Consider the following 17,528-nt stretch of genomic DNA (forward strand, 5'->3'; position numbering starts at 1 on the left):
ATGTACGTTGGCTTCTTTATTTTAGACTTTTTTTAGTTTTTATTTAACATAGCAAGCCTTATCTTTAAAGCGATAAACGTTGCTTTTTAGACAATTAAGGAATGGAGTGACTATGATGGATCCTCTTCATTTTACAACAAAAAGAAACCCTAAATAGAACATTTCTATTTAGGGTTTTTATAAGGATTAGAATTTCAGAATTAATCTTCCTTCTTATCTTCTCTAGGTTTACGATCATCACGTCTGTTGTCACGTCCGCGGTTATCTCTTCCTCTGTTATTATCACGTCCACCAGAACGTTTATCGTCTCTTGGTGGTCTTGCTACATAACCTTCAGGTTTTGGTAACAATGCTTTACGAGATACTTTTTCTTTTCGAGTTCTAGGGTCAAGACCAAAGTACTTCACATCAAAAACGTCACCCATGTTTACCACATCAGAAACATTTTCTGTACGTTCCCAAGCTAACTCAGATACGTGTAATAATACTTCGTTTCCTGGTGCATCCAAGTACTCAACAACAGCACCAAAATCTAACATTTTGATGACTTTTACTTCGTATACGCTACCAACAGTAGGCTTAAATAAAATAGCATCGATTTTTGCCATTACAGCATCAATACCTTTTTTACCTACTCCTAAGATTTCAACAATACCTTCTTCAGTCACTGGATCTTCGTTTATAACGATAGTCGTTTCAGTTTCTTTTTGCATTTCCTGAATGACTTTTCCACCAGGTCCAATTAAGGCTCCGATAAATTCGTTAGGAACACGTCTAGTAATCATTGTAGGAGCATGCTCCTTAACATTTGTATTTGCTGTAGAAATAGTATCTGTCAGTTTTCCTAAGATATGTAAACGACCTTCACGAGCTTGTTTTAAGGCATTTACAAGAATTTCGTAAGACAAGCCTTTTACTTTAATATCCATTTGGCAAGCGGTAATTCCGTCTGCCGTACCAGTAACTTTAAAATCCATATCTCCTAAGTGATCTTCATCTCCTAAAATATCAGATAATACGGCATACTTATCACCTTGAGAAATTAATCCCATAGCAATACCAGAAACAGGTTTCTTTAATTGAACACCAGCATCCATAAGTGCCATTGTACCAGCACAAACTGTAGCCATTGAAGAAGAACCGTTAGATTCTAAAACTTCAGAAACCACACGTACTGTATAAGGGCATTCATCAGGAACCATACCTTTTAAAGCACGTTGTGCTAAGTTACCATGACCTACTTCTCTACGAGATGTACCACGGATTGGTCTAGCTTCACCTGTTGAAAATGGTGGAAAATTATAATGTAAATAGAAACGCTCTTCACCTTCATAAGATGGCATATCTAATTGGTTGGCATCTCTAGAAGTACCTAAAGTTACAGTTGCTAAAGCTTGCGTTTCTCCACGAGTGAAAATTGCAGAACCATGTGTAGATGGTAAGTAATCTACTTCACACCAAATTGGTCTAATCTGGTCTGTTTTTCTTCCATCTAAACGTAAACCTTCATTAAGGGTTAAGTCTCTAATAGCTTGTTTTTCAGCTTTATAATAATACTTAGAAACTAAGTCTCCGAAATCTTCTAATTCTTCTTCAGAAAACGTGGCTTTAATTTCTTCTTTTATTTCAGAAAAAGCAGCACTTCTTTCGTGTTTAGAGATCCAGCTTTAGCTATAGCATACACTTTATCGTAAGCCATGTCATGAATTTTCTTTGCTAAATCTTCATCTTCTCTTTCTCCTTCATATTCACGAGTTGCTTTCTTTCCAAATGCTTCAGCCAATCTAACTTGTGCAGCACATTGTACTTTGATTGCTTCATGAGCAAATTTAATGGCATCAGCCATTTCTTCTTCAGAAATCTCATCCATTTCACCTTCTACCATCATTACTGAATCGGCAGACGCACCAATCATCATGTCTAAATCAGACTCTTCTAATTGTGCACGTGTAGGGTTGATTACAAATTCACCATTGATACGACCAACTCTTGCTTCAGAAATGGGGCATTCAAAAGGGAAATCTGATAATTGAATAGCAGCAGAAGCCGCTAAACCTGCCATGGCATCTGGCATAACATTTTCATCATGAGACATTAATTGAATCATGACCTGTGTTTCAGAATGGTAATCTTTTGGGAACAATGGACGTAAAACACGATCCACTAAACGCATTGTTAGCACCTCTCCATCACTTGGTCTAGCTTCTCTTTTGAAGAAACCACCTGGATAACGACCTGCAGCAGCAAATTTTTCTCTGTAATCTACTGTTAATGGTAAAAAGTCTACTGGACTTTGTTTGTAGTTGGAAACAACTGTACATAATAACATACATTTTCCTGATTGCACAACAACGCTACCATGCGCTTGTTTTGCTAATTTTCCGGTTTCGATAGAAATTTCTCTACCATCACCAAGGTCTATGACCTCTCTAAAAACTTTTGGAATCATAAATTTTTTAATTCTAATTAAACAATGGTCGTTGTGTTGTTGTGTAGTTGTTGTTTGTGACCAATGAAAAACCGCGAATCCTAAACTCATTTTAGGATTTTTCTGCTATTTTTTTTACGATTGTTTTACTCTTACGTTTGAGTTATATGAAAAACAAAAAGCCACGCTAAATGCGTGGCCTTTATATTGAGATTATTTTCTTAATCCTAATTCTTTAACGATGGCACGATATCTTAAAATATCTTTCTTAATTAAGTAATCGAGTAGGCTTCTTCTTTTTCCTACTAACTTTACTAGCGAACGCTCAGTGTTAAAATCTTTACGATTTTGTTTTAAGTGTTCTGTTAAGTGATTAATTCTGGCTGTAAATAATGCAATTTGTCCTTCTGCAGAACCAGTGTTTTTTGCATCACCACCATGTTTTTTAAAAATTTCCTCTTTTGCTTTTTGATCTAAATACATGCTAATATTATTGTAAATGATTTTTATGTACACGAAAGCCTCTCTTTCGAGCGGCAAATATACTATTTTTTTGTGATTTGGGATTTTTTTTCGTAACTTTTAGATATCCTATAAGAGTATAATGATGTCCTAACTAAGATTTTCCCTAATTAGAAATAACTTTCAAAAGATTAATCCTTTATTAAACGATATGTATGAAAGTTTCAAATCATCTGCGGAATTTCTCTAACGCTTACGACGTTTTAGAACGCGCATTTAACAATACTTATAATGGTATTGCTATTGTAAATTTAAATGGAAATTGGTTAAAAGTTAACGAGAGTGTCTGTGAAGTTTTTGGATATACACGGTGGGAACTCTTTAATATGGACATTAATAATATTGTCTATGCGCAAGATCTTGGTGTTCATGAAGAAAAATTTGAAAACCTCATAAGCGGTAAAATTCAAAAGTACCGTGTTAAACAACGTTATTTTCATAAAAACGGTTCTATTATTTGGGTATTAATCTCAGTGTCGTTGGCCTATTTTAAAGAAGGAAGACCACACATGATATGGCAATTTACAGATATTACCAATCGTAAGAAAAGTGAAGATAAGCTAAAAATGATGCTAAGTGTTGCAAAAGAACAAAACGAAAGGCTAACATCTTTTGCTAATATTGTAACCCATAATTTGAGATCACACTCAGGGAATCTATCGGCTTTAACTGAGTTTTTAGAGGAAGATTATTCTGCTTTAAAAACCAATGAGAATTATCAATTATTGAAAAGAGCAATTGATAACTTACAAGAAACTGTATTGCATTTAACTCAGGTGCCTAAAATTATAGAAATTGAGGATTCTAAAATGGTAGCACTCAACCTATATGATTATGCTGAAAAAGCGACCTATAATATTATAGCCTTGGCACAAAACGCTGAAGCGATTATTTATAATCATATTGATGAGGAGGTTTGCGTAAAAGGGATACCAGCTTATTTAGACAGTATAATCCTTAACTTTATTACAAACGCTATTAAATATAGATCTGAAAAACGACGTCCAATTATTGAATTGAGTTCTCAAATCGAAGATGATGTTGTGATTCTTAAAATAAAGGATAATGGATTAGGAATTGATTTAGAGAAATTTGGGGACCAACTTTTTCAGATGTATAATACCTTTCATTGTAATGCTGATGCTATAGGTATCGGACTTTTTATAACAAAAAATCATATTGAGTCTATAGGTGGTAGAGTAGAAGTAAAGAGTAAAGTTGATGTTGGCACTGAGTTTTTAATCCATTTTAAGAAAGCGTAATAGTTAAGGGCAATAAATAAGTCGATTTCTGAACCACTTTTCAATTTAAAGCAAAAAAAAGAGACTATATACGTCTCTTTTTTTTATAATGTTTTATGCTCTTACCGGTTGATTTTTTATCAAGTCGATATAAAGGTTTACGCGGTTCTTAAGGTCTTTACGATGTGTAATAAAATCTAAGAAGCCATGTTCTAATAAGAATTCAGAAGTTTGAAATCCTTCAGGTAATTCTTTACCTGTGGTGTCTCTTACAATTCTAGGGCCTGCAAAACCAATTAATGCGCCAGGTTCTGCGATGTTAATATCTCCTAGCATTGCAAAAGAAGCTGTTGTACCACCTGTTGTTGGATCTGTACATAACGAGATGTAAGGAATGCCAGCATCGGCCAACTGAGCAAGTTTTACAGATGTCTTAGCTAATTGCATTAATGAAAGCGCCGCTTCCATCATACGTGCACCTCCAGATTTACTAATAATCATTAATGGTATTTTCTTCTTTATGGAGTAATCTGCTGCTCTTGCGATTTTTTCACCGACAACACTTCCCATTGAGCCACCAATAAAACTAAAATCCATACAAGCAATGACTAAATTTTCTCCTTTAGATTTACCTACAGCTGTACGTACGGCATCTTTAAGTTTTGTTTTTGCTTGTGCCGCTTTTAAACGGTCTGGATATTTTTTAGTGTCTTCAAATTTAAGCGGATCTTTTGAAGTTAAATCAGGATCTAATTCGGTGTACTTATTATCATCAAATAGAATTTGAAAATACTCGTTACTACCAATTCTTACGTGATAACCATCTTCTGGGCTGACATAAAAATTTTGTTCTAGTTCCTTTGTGTCTATAATTTTCCCTGTTGGAGATTTATACCAAAGTCCTTTAGGTGTGTCCTTTTTTTCTTCGGTAGAGGTATGAATACCTTTATCTTTTCTTTTAAACCAAGCCATATTAGGTTGCGATTTTAATCCTTCGATTTACACTAAGATACTTTTACTGTAAACAGCATAAGCTCTGGTTTGTGCAATCCTCAGGAAAGGTTTGCGATTATTGATTTAATCTCTAATCGGTATTTTTAGTTAGTTCTATTTTACATTTAGAAATGCGTACAAAATTACTATTTTATTAAATATAACTCAAAAATAGAGAAAAGTATCTCAAAATTTGAGTGATGTTAGTTAAATAAAAACCCATTAAAACTCTGATTTTGAGCTTTAATGGGCCGGTAAATATTTCTTAAAATAAACTTATAACGTGTCTACATTGTTTAAATCTTCGAATGCTTTTTTAAGTCTTTCTACAAATGCATCTTCACCTTTACGCAACCAAACACGTGGATCGTAGTACTTTTTGTTAGGTACATCAGCTCCTTCAGGGTTTCCGATTTGCGTTTGTAAATAGTCTTTTTTATCTTGGATGTAATCTCTAACACCACTTAAAAATGCGTATTGCATGTCTGTATCAATATTCATTTTGATAACACCGTATCCAATAGCTTCTCTAATTTCTTCTACTGTAGAACCCGATCCACCATGGAATACAAAATCAATATGGTTGTGAGGTAGATTATGTTTTTTAGATAAGAATTCTTGAGAGTTCTTTAATATTTTTGGTGTTAATTTAACATTACCTGGTTTGTAAACGCCGTGTACATTTCCAAAAGCTGCTGCGATTGTAAATTGATCACTTATTTTGCTTAACTCTTCATAAGCATAAGCAACTTCTTCTGGTTGTGTGTATAATTTAGAATCATCTACATCTGTATTGTCAACACCATCTTCTTCACCACCTGTAATCCCTAATTCAATCTCTAAAGTCATACCCATTTTGCTCATACGTGCTAGATATTTTTTACAGATTTCGATGTTTTCTTCAATTGGTTCTTCAGATAGATCAATCATGTGAGAACTGTATAGGGGTTTTCCTGTTTCTTTAAAATGCTGTTCACTAGCATCTAATAAACCGTCAATCCAAGGTAATAATTTTTTTGCACAATGATCTGTATGTAAAATTACAGGTACACCATAAGCTTCCGCCATAAGATGAATATGCTTAGCACCAGCAATAGAACCTGCTATAGCTGCTTTTTGATCTTCATTACTTAAACTTTTTCCTGCATTAAATTGCGCTCCACCATTAGAAAACTGAATGATCACTGGTGCATTTAATGATTTTGCAGTTTCTAAAACAGCATTAATCGTATTAGAGCCAATGACATTTACAGCTGGTAATGCATAGCCTTTTTCTTTAGCATGTTTAAAAATATTCTGAACTTCTTTTCCTGTGGCAACGCCAGGTTTAATATTATGACTCATAATTTTTTGGATTGAAAATTTAGTTATCAAAAATACATAAAATTTCAGTATTTATGATGCCCAAACCGTTATAATATGTCGAAAACGTTATCGTGTTTAACGGATTATAAATTTAAAATTTACTACCAAAATAACTGTACGTGAAATCTAAAAAGGATAATTAATTCCAATGTTATAAACCGCATTTCTAAAGTTGTAATCTCTAAACCATCGGTTATTATCGCTTTGCGATGGATCGTACGTTTTTAAACCAACATCAAAACGTAGAACAAAAAAGTCAAAATCATATCGGATTCCAAAGCCAGAACCTACGGCAATATCTTTTAAAGCGTTGAAATTAGTAAATGTAGCAGCTTCTTCAGTGACGTTATCTAAAACATTCCAAATATTACCAGCATCAACAAAAACAGCTCCTTGAAAGGCACCAAACAAACTGAATCGTTGCTCGGCACTCAAATGAATTTTAAAATTGGCTTCGTTAAATTCGTTAGTGGTTTTAGAGCTTCCTGGGCCTAAATTATACGCGGTCCAAGCTCTGTTGTCGTTTGGTCCACCGGCAAAGAAACTTTCCGCGAATGGGATACTATTAGAGTTTCCAAAGGGTATCGCAATTCCCGCATAACTACGAAACGCAAAGACGTTTTTTTGGCCTAAATCTACATACTTAATGTAATCGATTTCAGTTTTAAAATATTGAGAGAAAGCCACTCCAAAGACTTCATAATTGCCATCGTCATTTCTAGAAGCACCCGTAATACTGGATATACTTGAAAGTAGGTTTCCTGCTAATTCAATTCTCCATTTAAAGACGGAGAAGTCGTTATCAAATATGTTTTTTCTTTTATCCTTTTTATAATCAAAACTAGTTGAAAATATAAGGTTGTTTTCTGTGAGTCGTTCTTTGCGTTCTTCAATATTATTTACAGATAAATAATCATCATCACTAGAGGTTAAACTTGTGTTGCCTGCTAAAACATCATTAATAAATATATCTGCAGGGGCATATTGATTTACCAAAGTTTCATCATAAAGACTAGCATCACTATCAATATAATTGATATCCCTGGCAATAGCATTTAAACTGGCAAAAGAATTGGTGTATACGCCAAAGTAATTGCTGGTATTTAAGTTTTTGACGAAATTGACATTAAATAATTCTAATGTATTGGTAACCGTGTTAGAAGGGAACCAATTGTAACTAAACATTCCCGAAATGGCTTGCTTATCTAAACCGATATTTTGTTGACTCGTTGCAGAGAGGTTAATGATAGTACTTGGCGACATGTATTTAGGAACAATCTTATCGGTATTAAAAGGACTAAATAGCCTTGGGATGGTTAAACGTATATTTCCACCATACTCATTAATATCAAAAAAGGCGGCTTCTAATTCATTTCGGGTTTTAGAAGATCCAATGGCTGCAATTCCTGAGATCTCGAGGGTTTCTGCACCTCTAAAAACGTTTCGGATTTTTAACCCTGTACTAAATGAAAACCCAATAGTTTGAATATTACTTGTATTGATTTCAGGATCAAAACTTAAATCATATTTCTTTTTAGGTTCTAAAAAGATATTAGCCGTTAGTGTTGTGTCTTCTTCGTTTTCAATAAAGTCTATATTGGGGTATCTAAACATCTGTAAATCGTTGAGGTATCGCGATGTTCTACTTCTTGCTAAATCACTGTAATGTTCTCCTTTATTTATAAAAACAGCGTCTGTTAATGCTTTAGGTCTAAACCTTAATTTTTCTTTACTATAAAGGTTAATGTCTTTATAGGTGGTAGTATCTGTAATGGGTTTAAATCGGTTGTCAAAATTATCGTCTGTAAAAACGTTAACCTCTTTTATTTTATAGATTTTAAATTGTGTCGTTGTTGTAGAATCGTCTCCTCTAATAGTTCTGTTAGCAATTATTAAATCTGTATTGACTTTATGATTTGTGTCAATGGTATCCATTTCAAAACGAATATAGTCTTGTCCAAAATGATAAAAACCTGTATTTCTTAAATAGGTATTAATTCGCTCTCTTTCGTTTTCATAATTTTGCTCATCATATTGTTCTCCTTTTTTAAGGAGTGTAGATTTGATGAATTTGGGATAAATAGAATCTATTGCAGGACTACTTATCACAGGATTTAATGAATCTAAAATATAAGGCTCCTTTTTTGTGACTTTATAAGTGACTTTAGCAAACTTATTGCTATCCTTTTCGACGTTGTAAGTGACTTCATTGTTAAACCAACCTTTACTATAGTAGTATTTTCTAAGGTTTTTAGCCGTTTTTATAGTTTTGTCTTCATCGTAAATTACTGGAGCTTCTCCATTGCGTTTTAACCAAGCGTTAAAATCGCGTCGCGATTGTATTTGCTTATCAAACTGCTTTTTAGATAGTAAAGCAATTCTTCGTTTTACTTTAGTTGAATCGCTTAAAATATTAGCATTTAAAATGGAATCAATATTAGGCCTAGCAAGATTGTAAATATGAAGTTTTAAAGGAAAACCTAAATATTTTCGCATACCAGAGTTGACCTTTTGAGAAATTATATTGTTAATACGTTCGTTAGACACATGAATACTGTCCTCTAAAATGGTATTATTTATAATAAGATGCTCTCCGTCTTTAACACGTTTTACAACATTACAAGAGCTGAGTATTAATATACTGAGCAAAAGCAATATATAGCCATACAAGGACTTGTACTTAGTAGATGGTGTAAAAGTGATCTTTCGCAAAGTTATATGAGGTGTGTTTTTTTAATAAAATTAATCAAACAAAAATAATACCATTTATCCTTTAGAAATAGTATAGTCGCTTTAATTTCAAAGCGCTATTAAATCAAAAAAGGTTTACTTTGTGTTTATAAGTGTTTCGTCTAACAAAAGTAAAGACATTTTAATGTTATCAAAGAATCAAATAAAGTTAATTAAAAGTTTAAGTCAAAAAAAAGGTCGTCAGCAAAATGGTTGCTTTATAGTTGAGGGGATTAAGGGAATTACAGAATTTCTGAAGTCGGACTATAATTTGAAAGCCCTTTATACAACAAAACCAATTTTTGAGGCGCCTAAAACTTTAATTTTTGAAATATCAGAAGTAGAATTAAAAAAAATCTCTGCACTTAAAAATCCTAATACAGCGTTAGCTATTTTTGAAATTCCTGAACAAGCAACATCTCAGGGAACTGGTTTGGTTGTCGCTTTAGATGATGTACGAGATCCTGGGAATTTAGGCACCATAATTAGACTTTGTGATTGGTATGGTATTAAAGATTTAGTCTGTAGTTTAAATACAGTGGATTGCTATAACTCTAAAGTGGTACAGGCAACTATGGGGTCTTTAACACGAGTTAATGTTCAATATTTAGAATTGAGTGAATATTTAACATCTAATCCATCGGAGGTTTTTGGGACCTTTTTAAATGGTGAGAACATATATACTGCAGATTTACCTGCAACGGGTATAATAGTATTAGGGAATGAAGCTAATGGGATTTCTGAAGCCATTGAAAGAAAGGTGGATCGAAAAATAACCATTCCACAATTTGGTGCAAATAAAGCTACAGAAAGTTTAAATGTTGCTAACGCTACAGCAATTTTATTGAGTGAATTTAGCAGGCGGACTATTGAAATGTAAAATTAATAAATAGACCTCGTGTTTGCATTTTTGAGATATTTCCAGTCCATGGACTATTAGGGTCAATATCTTTAATGATTTCGTCATTCATGGAAAAAATACCACGAATCGATGGGGTGAATTTAAAATATTCTAAATAGAGGTCAATTCCAAAACCAATTTCGTAGAAGTAGGTGTTTTTAGTCATTCTAAACTCGCCAGAACTGTTATCATTAGGATTGTCTTGATTACTAGAAAGGTTTAAGGCTGTAGAAACACCTCCAATGATAAAGGGTTTAAAATTGTTAATACGTTTTGTTGAAATTTTTAGTAAAAGTGGAATATGAACATACGTAGACTTCACTTCTCTAAGCAAATCAGAGTCATTAAATCCTGTGCCTTGAAAATAGCTTTCGTCATACCTAAGATTTCTTGTTGTAAAGAATACTCCTGGTTCTAGTCTTAAATTCATGTAATCATTAATACGCATATCTCCAATAAGCCCTAAATGAAATCCAAAAGATTTATCGACAAGAATATCTTTTAAGTTTTCATTATAGTCAAAATTGAAGTCGTATTGATTAAAGCCAATAAAATAACCCCAAGTCAAAAACTTTTGATCAATATTGTCTACGGAATTTGTTACTTTCTCTTTTGTAAAAAGCTGTGCAGACATGCTTTGGAATGCAAACAAAAATGCTAAAAGGCTAAAAAAATGCTTCATATTATGCTTTAGATGCTGAATAAATGGTAGCGACTCCCATAGTTTGTGGGTAATCTTCAACATTAATAAACCCAATTTTTCTTAAAATATTGTTTAACGCTTCTCCATAAGGAAAAAGAGAGGCCGATTCACTTAAATAACTATAGGCTACTTTATCTTTAGAAAACAGTTTTCCTATGGTAGGCATAATTAACTTTGTGTGAAAATTATAACCGGCTTTATAAATAGGATTTGTAGGTACAGACGTTTCAAGAATAACAAAAATGCCATTGGGTTTTAGAACTCTTAAAATTTCAGCTAAACCTTTTTCTAAGTGTTCAAAGTTTCTAACTCCAAAGGCTACAGTAATCGCATCAAAAGTGTGATCTTCAAAAGGTAAATCTTCAGAATCACCGATAACCATAGAAATAACACTGTCTAAATTTTTAGAGCTGATTTTTTTTCGACCAACTTCTAACATGCCATCGCTAATATCTAAACCGATAATTTCTTTAGCATTTGTAGAAGCTAAGCTAATCGCTAAATCACCAGTTCCTGTTGCAATGTCTAAGATGTTTTTAGGCTTGGTTTTGTCTACCATTTTTACAACCTTATTTCTCCATTTTACATCGATTCCAAAAGAAATTACACGGTTTAAACCATCGTATTCTTTAGAAATAGTATCAAACATTTTTGTTACCTGAACTTTTTTTGATTGATCACTGTCCTTATATGGATTTACTTTTTTAGCCATAAAAATTTTTTGCAAATATACTAAGAAGTTCTAACTACATATAACTTTAAATACTTTAGGTACTTATAAATTTGCATCTTTTAGCTACACTTGTAACTTCTTAGTATATTTGTATGCTTATTTCAAAGAGATATAATGAAAATAATTATAGCAGGTGCAGGTGAAGTCGGATTTCATTTGGCAAAACTTTTATCATACGAGTCACAAGAAATTACATTAATTGATACCAAAAAAGATAGTTTAGGATATGCCGGAGAACACTTGGATATTAGAACTATTAAGGGAGATGCCACGTCTATTGCAATTTTAAGGGATGCGCGTATAGAAACAGCAGCCTTGTTTATTGCTGTAACATCTTCGGAAACCACTAATATTACAGCTTGTGTTTTAGCTAAGCAATTAGGGGCCAAACGAACCATTGCTAGGATTTCTAATACTGAATTTATAGATAATAAGGAAACCGTTGGGTTTTCTAAATTTGGAATTGATGAGTTAATTTCACCAGAATCATTAGCGGCATCTGAAATTGAATTGTTGCTAAATCAATACGGTTTTAATGACACGTATGAGTTTGAAGATGGTGCCTTAACCATGCTAGGATTGCGATTGTCTAGAACTGCAACTTTTGTAGATAAGACGGTGAAAGAGGCTGCTGAGATTTATCCGGAATTGAACTTTATTCCTATTGCAATTCAACGCTTAGGAACTCAATATACCATAATTCCACGTGGTGATACGATTTTTAAAGAAGGCGATAAGGTTGTTTTTATGACTTCGAAAGGTGGTGATGAAGAGCTTTTTAAATTATCAGGAAAAGTAAAAGTAGATATCAAGAATGTTATGATTCTTGGAGGCAGTAAAATAGGATACAAAACAGCTAGAGATCTATGTTCTAGTAAGTTTAATGTGAAATTGGTAGAAAACCGAAGAACTATAGCTGAAGAATTAGCTGAAGATTTACCTAATGCTTTAATCATATGTGGTGATGGTAGAAATGTCGATATCTTGGATGAGGAAAATATCTCCGATATGGATGCTTTTATTGCGGTTACAGGGAATTCAGAAACGAATATTATGTCTTGTCTTTTGGCAAAATCAAAAGGTGTAAAGAAAACCATTGCCTTAGTTGAGAATATGGATTATTATCAATTATCACAATCTATTGGTATCGATACTTTAATTAATAAAAAACTTTTAGCAGCAAATAATATCTTTAGATATATTAGGAAAGGTGAGGTGGTAGCCATGACAAAATTGACCAACATGAATGCGGAGCTTTTAGAGTTTGTTGTAAAACCAAAATCTAAAATTACCAACAAACTAATTAAAGATTTGAAATTTCCAAAATCAGCTATTATTGGTGGTGTGATTAGAGGAGAAAGCGGATCTATTCCATTAGGAAGCTTTACAATACAAGCTGGTGATCGTGTTGTTGTTTGTTGTTTACCACGCTCTATTGCAGAAGTAGAACGATTTTTCTCTTAAAAGATATTATGTCTCGGATTCAGCTTAATAATAAAATTATTTTTCACTTTTTTGGACTGCTATTATTGTTTAATGGTGGTTTTATGCTTATAGCAACGTTAATCAGTCTTATTTATAAAGATGGTGTAACGTTTCGATTATTTTTAGCGGGACTTATAACGCTATTAATTGGCGCTATTGCCATGTGGCAAACCAAGAACCATCGCAAGGAGATGAATAAACGCGAAGGTTACATTGTTGTGGCTTTTGGGTGGATTGTGATGTCGCTTTCAGGAACCTTGCCTTATGTGGTTACTGAAGCAATACCGTCTTTTACCGATGCTTTTTTCGAAACGATGTCTGGTTATACCACAACAGGTGCTAGTATTTTAAATGATATAGAGATTATACCTGAAGGTGTTTTGTTTTGGAGAAGTACGACGCATTGGATTGGTGGTATGGGTATCATTGTCTTAGCGATTGCTATTTTGCCTTTATTGGGAGTTGGTGGTATGCAATTGTTTGCAGCAGAAGCGCCAGGTCCTGGTGGAGATAAATTACACCCAAGAATTACGGATACAGCAAAGCGTTTATGGCTTATTTATGTCGGGTATACTGCGGCTGAAACGATTTTGCTACAGGCTGCAGGAATGTCGTTTTTTGATGCGATAAACCATGCTTTGAGTACCTTGTCTACAGGAGGGTTTTCTACCAAAAACGCAAGTGTCGCATATTGGAATGATAATCCTGCTATACAATACATCATTATATTTTTTATGTTTTTAGCAGGGGCTAATTTTGTACTGAGTTATTATCTGTTTAAAGGAAAAGTTTCAAAAATCTTAAAAGATGAGGAGTTTAAACTCTATTTTAAGTTTATCATCATTTTTACGCTAATCGCAGCCGTGTTAATCTATTTTAGAGCCGATGTCTCTAGGTCTTCTATTATTCATCCTATGGTTTTAGGTGAAGCGGAAAGTGCTCTAAGACATGCCCTGTTTCAGGTGCTATCTGTAATTACTACGACAGGTTTTATAAGTGCAGATTATACCTTATGGACACCCTTTTTGACGGTTTTCTTTTTTGGATTGATGTTTTTAGGTGGATCAGCAGGAAGTACATCTGGTGGAGTAAAAGTGGTACGTCAATTAATTTTGATTAAGAATAGTTTTTTAGAATTTAAACGCGCATTACATCCCAACGCTATAGTGCCAGTGCGCTATAATGAAAAATCAGTTTCACGAGAAATTGTATTTAATGTTTTAGGTTTCTTTATTCTCTATATGTTGTCTTTTATTGTTGGAGCTTTAGTGTTTTCTATGCTTCAAATAGATTTTATATCTGCTATTGGATTGTCTGCATCTAGTTTAGGAAACGTTGGACCTGCTTTTGGGGATTTTGGACCTGTAAATAACTATGCCGCATTACCTCCTTTAGGGAAATGGTGGGCGTCGTTCTTAATGCTTATTGGTCGATTAGAATTGTTTACGGTTCTGATATTGTTAACTCCTTTTTTCTGGCGTAATCGATAATTATGGTGGCTAACTATGATTGTAAATAAAACGAAATTATTAGCAGCAGCATTTATAATTTTAGGTTCTGTTTTATTCCTTTTGAACGACTTAAAGTTTGGTCCAGTGATTCTAATCCTTAAAACGATAGGTTTGGTGCTGTTTATTTATGTGCTCGTTAAAGAAAATCATTAATTCTATTATTTTTTTAAATTTAGCTAGCCTATATTCTCACTAATAATTCGATGAGTTTTGATAGTTTATTTTTGTTATTTGTTGAAATTGAGGTTGTAACATTTGTATTGTTTGTGCGTCTTATTTGTATAACCAACTAAATTATCAATCATGGAATTATCATTAAACTCAACATTAGAATTTGTACCAGAGCCCATTGAGGTATCTCATTTTACAACTAAAGGCTTGTTAAACTCAAACTACAAATCTATAGTGAAGCACAACTTTAAAACCTTAGGGGCAAAATCCGTATTTGGAATTAGACAACGCACAAAGACAATTCAATTCAATACGGTAAACCATATGGCTGTTATTTTAAAACTATCTGTATTTGCCATCTTTTTCATCGCTTTATTTTAAGCGTATACGTAACTCTTTTTAACTGACGCATTTGTTGTTGTCTTTTATCGCCAAGATCACATATTACATTAGGTATTTATGTGATTCATTCTAGCTTATTTTTAAATCTAAAACCGTACAGTTATGTCATCTAATCCAATGAATGTCATTAATTACAATAGGGGCCAGTTGCCTCAACGTGAGAAATTTAAAAACGTACTTGGTGGTTCTAGTCGTAATCTTAAAACGGAATATAATTTACCTAAAGCATCAACTAAACAGTTAAATATTATTGGTAAACGATTAAAAGAAGAGTATAAGCTCAGAATGCTAAAAGTTGTAGTATGTACTGTTGTTTTGTTTGTTTTTCTTTTAATGGGTTTGACGTATGTAACAGATGTATTGTTCAATTAGTAAAAAAAATAACAGTTATGCCACTAGGAGAATCTATGATTAGTTTTATTAAAAGTAATAGGAGTATAATGCTTGATAAATCGAAACGGTTTAGAAAGACACTTGGTGGTTATGGTCTAAAGCGTAAAACAGAATACAATTTACCTAAAGCAACTCCCGAACAATTAAAAGCGATTAGGCAGAAGTTAAAAAAGGAAAATCAATTGTTTTGGATAAAATTCATTGGTCTTTCAATACTCGTAATGGGAGGTTTAATAGGGCTTCTAGTGGTTTAAATATAGACTAAAACGTTGGAGTAGGAATTGTTAAATATCTTTGTGTTTTATAGTGATTGTTGTTGTGTTTCGTTGTTTTTTTTTTGAGAATTTAATTAATAATTTGTATTTTATCTGAAATTAGTAACATTAAAAAGGATAATTATGAAGTCAAGAAAAATGGAAGACAGAGGAATTAATATGGAGCACGCCGAGGTATCTCATTTTACAGCTCAAGGTTTGTTGAATTCTACATACAAGCGCACTGTAAAACAAAATTTTAAAAAGGCTTGTAAGAAAACCTTATTTGGTGTTAGACAACATACAAAATCACCAAAACTGAGTAAATCTACTCACACAACTTCTATGGCATTAAAAATATCGGTATTTGTTAGTACTGCTCTTGTAGCATGTGTTTAAGATACCTTATGATTAAAAAGAGGTTTGGCGCGAAGTTTACTCACAAAAAAAGTTGTAACAATTAATGCTACAACTTCTTTATAAAAATAAGGTAATTTATATTTTAACTTAAGGCTGTTTTTATGCGTTTAATCGCTTCCTTAATATCGTCTTGAGATGCAGCATAAGAAATTCTGATACAATCAGGATTACCAAAGGCTTCCCCAGTAACTGTCGCTACTAAAGCTTCTTCTAAAAGGAATAAAGAAAAATCAGAGGCATTATTTATCGTTTTGCCTTTAATTGTTTTTCCAAAATAAGCAGACACATTAGGGAATACATAAAATGCACCTTCTGGTTCATTCGTTTTAAAGCCTTCAATTTCACTTAATAAGTTTAAAATCAGTTGACGTCTTTCTTTGAATTCATCAACCATATACTTTATGCTTGAAGGATCAGCTTCTAAAGCCGTAATTACTGCGCGTTGTGCAATACAATTAGCTCCACTCGTTATTTGACCTTGCATTTTGTTACAAGCTCTAGCAATCCAATCTGGTGCACCTATATAACCGATTCTCCAACCTGTCATAGCAAACGCTTTAGATACTCCATTTACGGTAATAGTTCTGTCGTACATATCTTCAAATTCAGCCATACTAAAATGACCTCCTTTAAAATTAATATGCTCGTATATCTCATCTGAAACAACATAAATATTTGGATGCTTTTGAAGTACATCAGCTAAAGCTCTTAGTTCTTCTTTGCTGTAAACAGAGCCACTTGGGTTACAAGGAGAACTGTACCAAATCATTTTCGTTTTTGGAGTAATGGCAGCTTCTAGTTGTTCGGCTGTCATTTTAAAATCCGTGTCTATAGAGGTTTGCACTTCTACAGGTACTCCATCGTTTAATTTTACAATATCACTATAACTTACCCAATATGGACAAGGTAAGATAACTTCATCTCCTGGATTAATCATTACAGCAGCTATATTAGCCAATGATTGTTTTGCGCCTGTTGAAACAACGATTTGTGGTAGTGTATAATTGAGGTTATTATCGCGTTTGAATTTTTTAATAATCGCCTCTTTTAATTCTACATAACCATCTACAGGAGTGTAGCTATTGTAATTTTGATTTATGGCTTCAATAGCCGCATCTTTTATGAAATCTGGGGTATTAAAATCTGGTTCTCCCAAACTTAATCCAATAATGTCTTTTCCTTCTGCTCTAAGTTCTCTGGCTTTAGCTGCCATTGCGAGCGTTGCTGATGTTGATAGGTTATTAATTCTATCCGAAAGTTGATTCATTTGATAAAA

Annotated in this window: 15 protein-coding genes and 1 pseudogene; 8 read left to right on the top strand and 8 right to left on the bottom strand. The window is 33.2% G+C overall.

All coding sequences use genetic code 11. The annotated features are described in order from the left end of the window. Nucleotides 1–200: 200 nt before the first annotated feature. Nucleotides 201–2,449: pseudogene (locus ACXGSQ_RS06990) on the bottom strand (polyribonucleotide nucleotidyltransferase). Nucleotides 2,450–2,641: 192 nt separating this feature from the next. Continuing rightward, on the bottom strand, nt 2,642–2,911 hold the full coding sequence (gene rpsO / locus ACXGSQ_RS06995; protein ID WP_458628899.1) for a 30S ribosomal protein S15: 270 nt from the start codon (nt 2,909–2,911) through the stop codon (nt 2,642–2,644). Between the two features lie 194 nt (nt 2,912–3,105). Between rpsO and ACXGSQ_RS07000 the strand changes: the two genes are divergently transcribed. After that, nucleotides 3,106–4,212: a sensor histidine kinase gene (locus tag ACXGSQ_RS07000; protein ID WP_458628900.1), complete on the top strand. Its 1,107-nt coding sequence runs from the start codon at nt 3,106–3,108 to the stop codon at nt 4,210–4,212. A gap of 93 nt (nt 4,213–4,305) precedes the next feature. Here ACXGSQ_RS07000 and accD read toward each other — a convergent pair whose 3' ends face one another. From accD to tamL, 3 genes are all read right to left on the bottom strand, one after another. Continuing rightward, nucleotides 4,306–5,163, bottom strand: a complete 858-nt coding sequence (gene accD / locus ACXGSQ_RS07005; RefSeq protein WP_458628901.1) for an acetyl-CoA carboxylase, carboxyltransferase subunit beta — start codon at nt 5,161–5,163, stop codon at nt 4,306–4,308. A gap of 297 nt (nt 5,164–5,460) precedes the next feature. Beyond that, complete coding sequence (fbaA, locus tag ACXGSQ_RS07010) at nt 5,461–6,528, bottom strand: class II fructose-bisphosphate aldolase (RefSeq protein WP_458628902.1); 1,068 nt, start codon at nt 6,526–6,528, stop codon at nt 5,461–5,463. A 147-nt stretch (nt 6,529–6,675) separates the two neighbouring features. Then, on the bottom strand, nt 6,676–9,261 hold the full coding sequence (tamL, locus tag ACXGSQ_RS07015) for a translocation and assembly module lipoprotein TamL (protein WP_458628903.1): 2,586 nt from the start codon (nt 9,259–9,261) through the stop codon (nt 6,676–6,678). A gap of 163 nt (nt 9,262–9,424) precedes the next feature. Between tamL and ACXGSQ_RS07020 the strand changes: the two genes are divergently transcribed. Beyond that, nucleotides 9,425–10,159 (top strand): TrmH family RNA methyltransferase, encoded by a 735-nt coding sequence (locus ACXGSQ_RS07020; RefSeq protein WP_458628904.1) that lies wholly within the window; start codon nt 9,425–9,427, stop codon nt 10,157–10,159. Here the strand turns inward: ACXGSQ_RS07020 and porT are convergent. Next, nucleotides 10,146–10,862 carry a type IX secretion/gliding motility protein PorT/SprT gene (gene porT / locus ACXGSQ_RS07025; RefSeq protein WP_458628905.1) on the bottom strand — a complete coding sequence of 239 codons (717 nt, stop codon included), beginning with the start codon at nt 10,860–10,862 and terminating at the stop codon, nt 10,146–10,148. The genes ACXGSQ_RS07020 and porT overlap by 14 nt on opposite strands. 1 nt (nt 10,863) lies before the next feature. After that, the gene (ubiE, locus tag ACXGSQ_RS07030) at nt 10,864–11,595 is read right to left on the bottom strand and encodes a bifunctional demethylmenaquinone methyltransferase/2-methoxy-6-polyprenyl-1,4-benzoquinol methylase UbiE (RefSeq protein ID WP_458628906.1); all 732 of its coding nucleotides are present in this window, start codon (nt 11,593–11,595) and stop codon (nt 10,864–10,866) included. 135 nt (nt 11,596–11,730) lie between these two features. Between ubiE and trkA the strand changes: the two genes are divergently transcribed. The 6 genes from trkA (at nt 11,731) to ACXGSQ_RS07060 (ending at nt 16,231) form a co-directional block, all read left to right on the top strand. Next, nucleotides 11,731–13,080: a Trk system potassium transporter TrkA gene (gene trkA, locus ACXGSQ_RS07035; RefSeq protein ID WP_458628907.1), complete on the top strand. Its 1,350-nt coding sequence runs from the start codon at nt 11,731–11,733 to the stop codon at nt 13,078–13,080. Nucleotides 13,081–13,088: 8 nt separating this feature from the next. Beyond that, complete coding sequence (locus ACXGSQ_RS07040) at nt 13,089–14,591, top strand: TrkH family potassium uptake protein (protein WP_458628908.1); 1,503 nt, start codon at nt 13,089–13,091, stop codon at nt 14,589–14,591. A gap of 324 nt (nt 14,592–14,915) precedes the next feature. Continuing rightward, nucleotides 14,916–15,164 (top strand): hypothetical protein, encoded by a 249-nt coding sequence (locus ACXGSQ_RS07045; protein WP_458628909.1) that lies wholly within the window; start codon nt 14,916–14,918, stop codon nt 15,162–15,164. Nucleotides 15,165–15,287: 123 nt separating this feature from the next. Then, nucleotides 15,288–15,557 (top strand): hypothetical protein, encoded by a 270-nt coding sequence (locus tag ACXGSQ_RS07050; RefSeq protein WP_458628910.1) that lies wholly within the window; start codon nt 15,288–15,290, stop codon nt 15,555–15,557. Between the two features lie 17 nt (nt 15,558–15,574). Beyond that, nucleotides 15,575–15,832, top strand: coding sequence for a hypothetical protein (locus ACXGSQ_RS07055; protein WP_458628911.1), 258 nt, complete (start codon nt 15,575–15,577; stop codon nt 15,830–15,832). A gap of 144 nt (nt 15,833–15,976) precedes the next feature. Further along, the gene (locus tag ACXGSQ_RS07060; RefSeq protein ID WP_458628912.1) at nt 15,977–16,231 is read left to right on the top strand and encodes a hypothetical protein; all 255 of its coding nucleotides are present in this window, start codon (nt 15,977–15,979) and stop codon (nt 16,229–16,231) included. Nucleotides 16,232–16,334: 103 nt separating this feature from the next. On the opposite strand, the gene ACXGSQ_RS07065 is transcribed toward ACXGSQ_RS07060, so the two are convergent. Continuing rightward, nucleotides 16,335–17,519: a pyridoxal phosphate-dependent aminotransferase gene (locus tag ACXGSQ_RS07065; protein ID WP_458628913.1), complete on the bottom strand. Its 1,185-nt coding sequence runs from the start codon at nt 17,517–17,519 to the stop codon at nt 16,335–16,337. Between the last annotated feature and the right edge of the window lie 9 nt (nt 17,520–17,528).

The sequence above is a fragment of the Winogradskyella sp. PC D3.3 genome, from assembly GCF_054366245.1.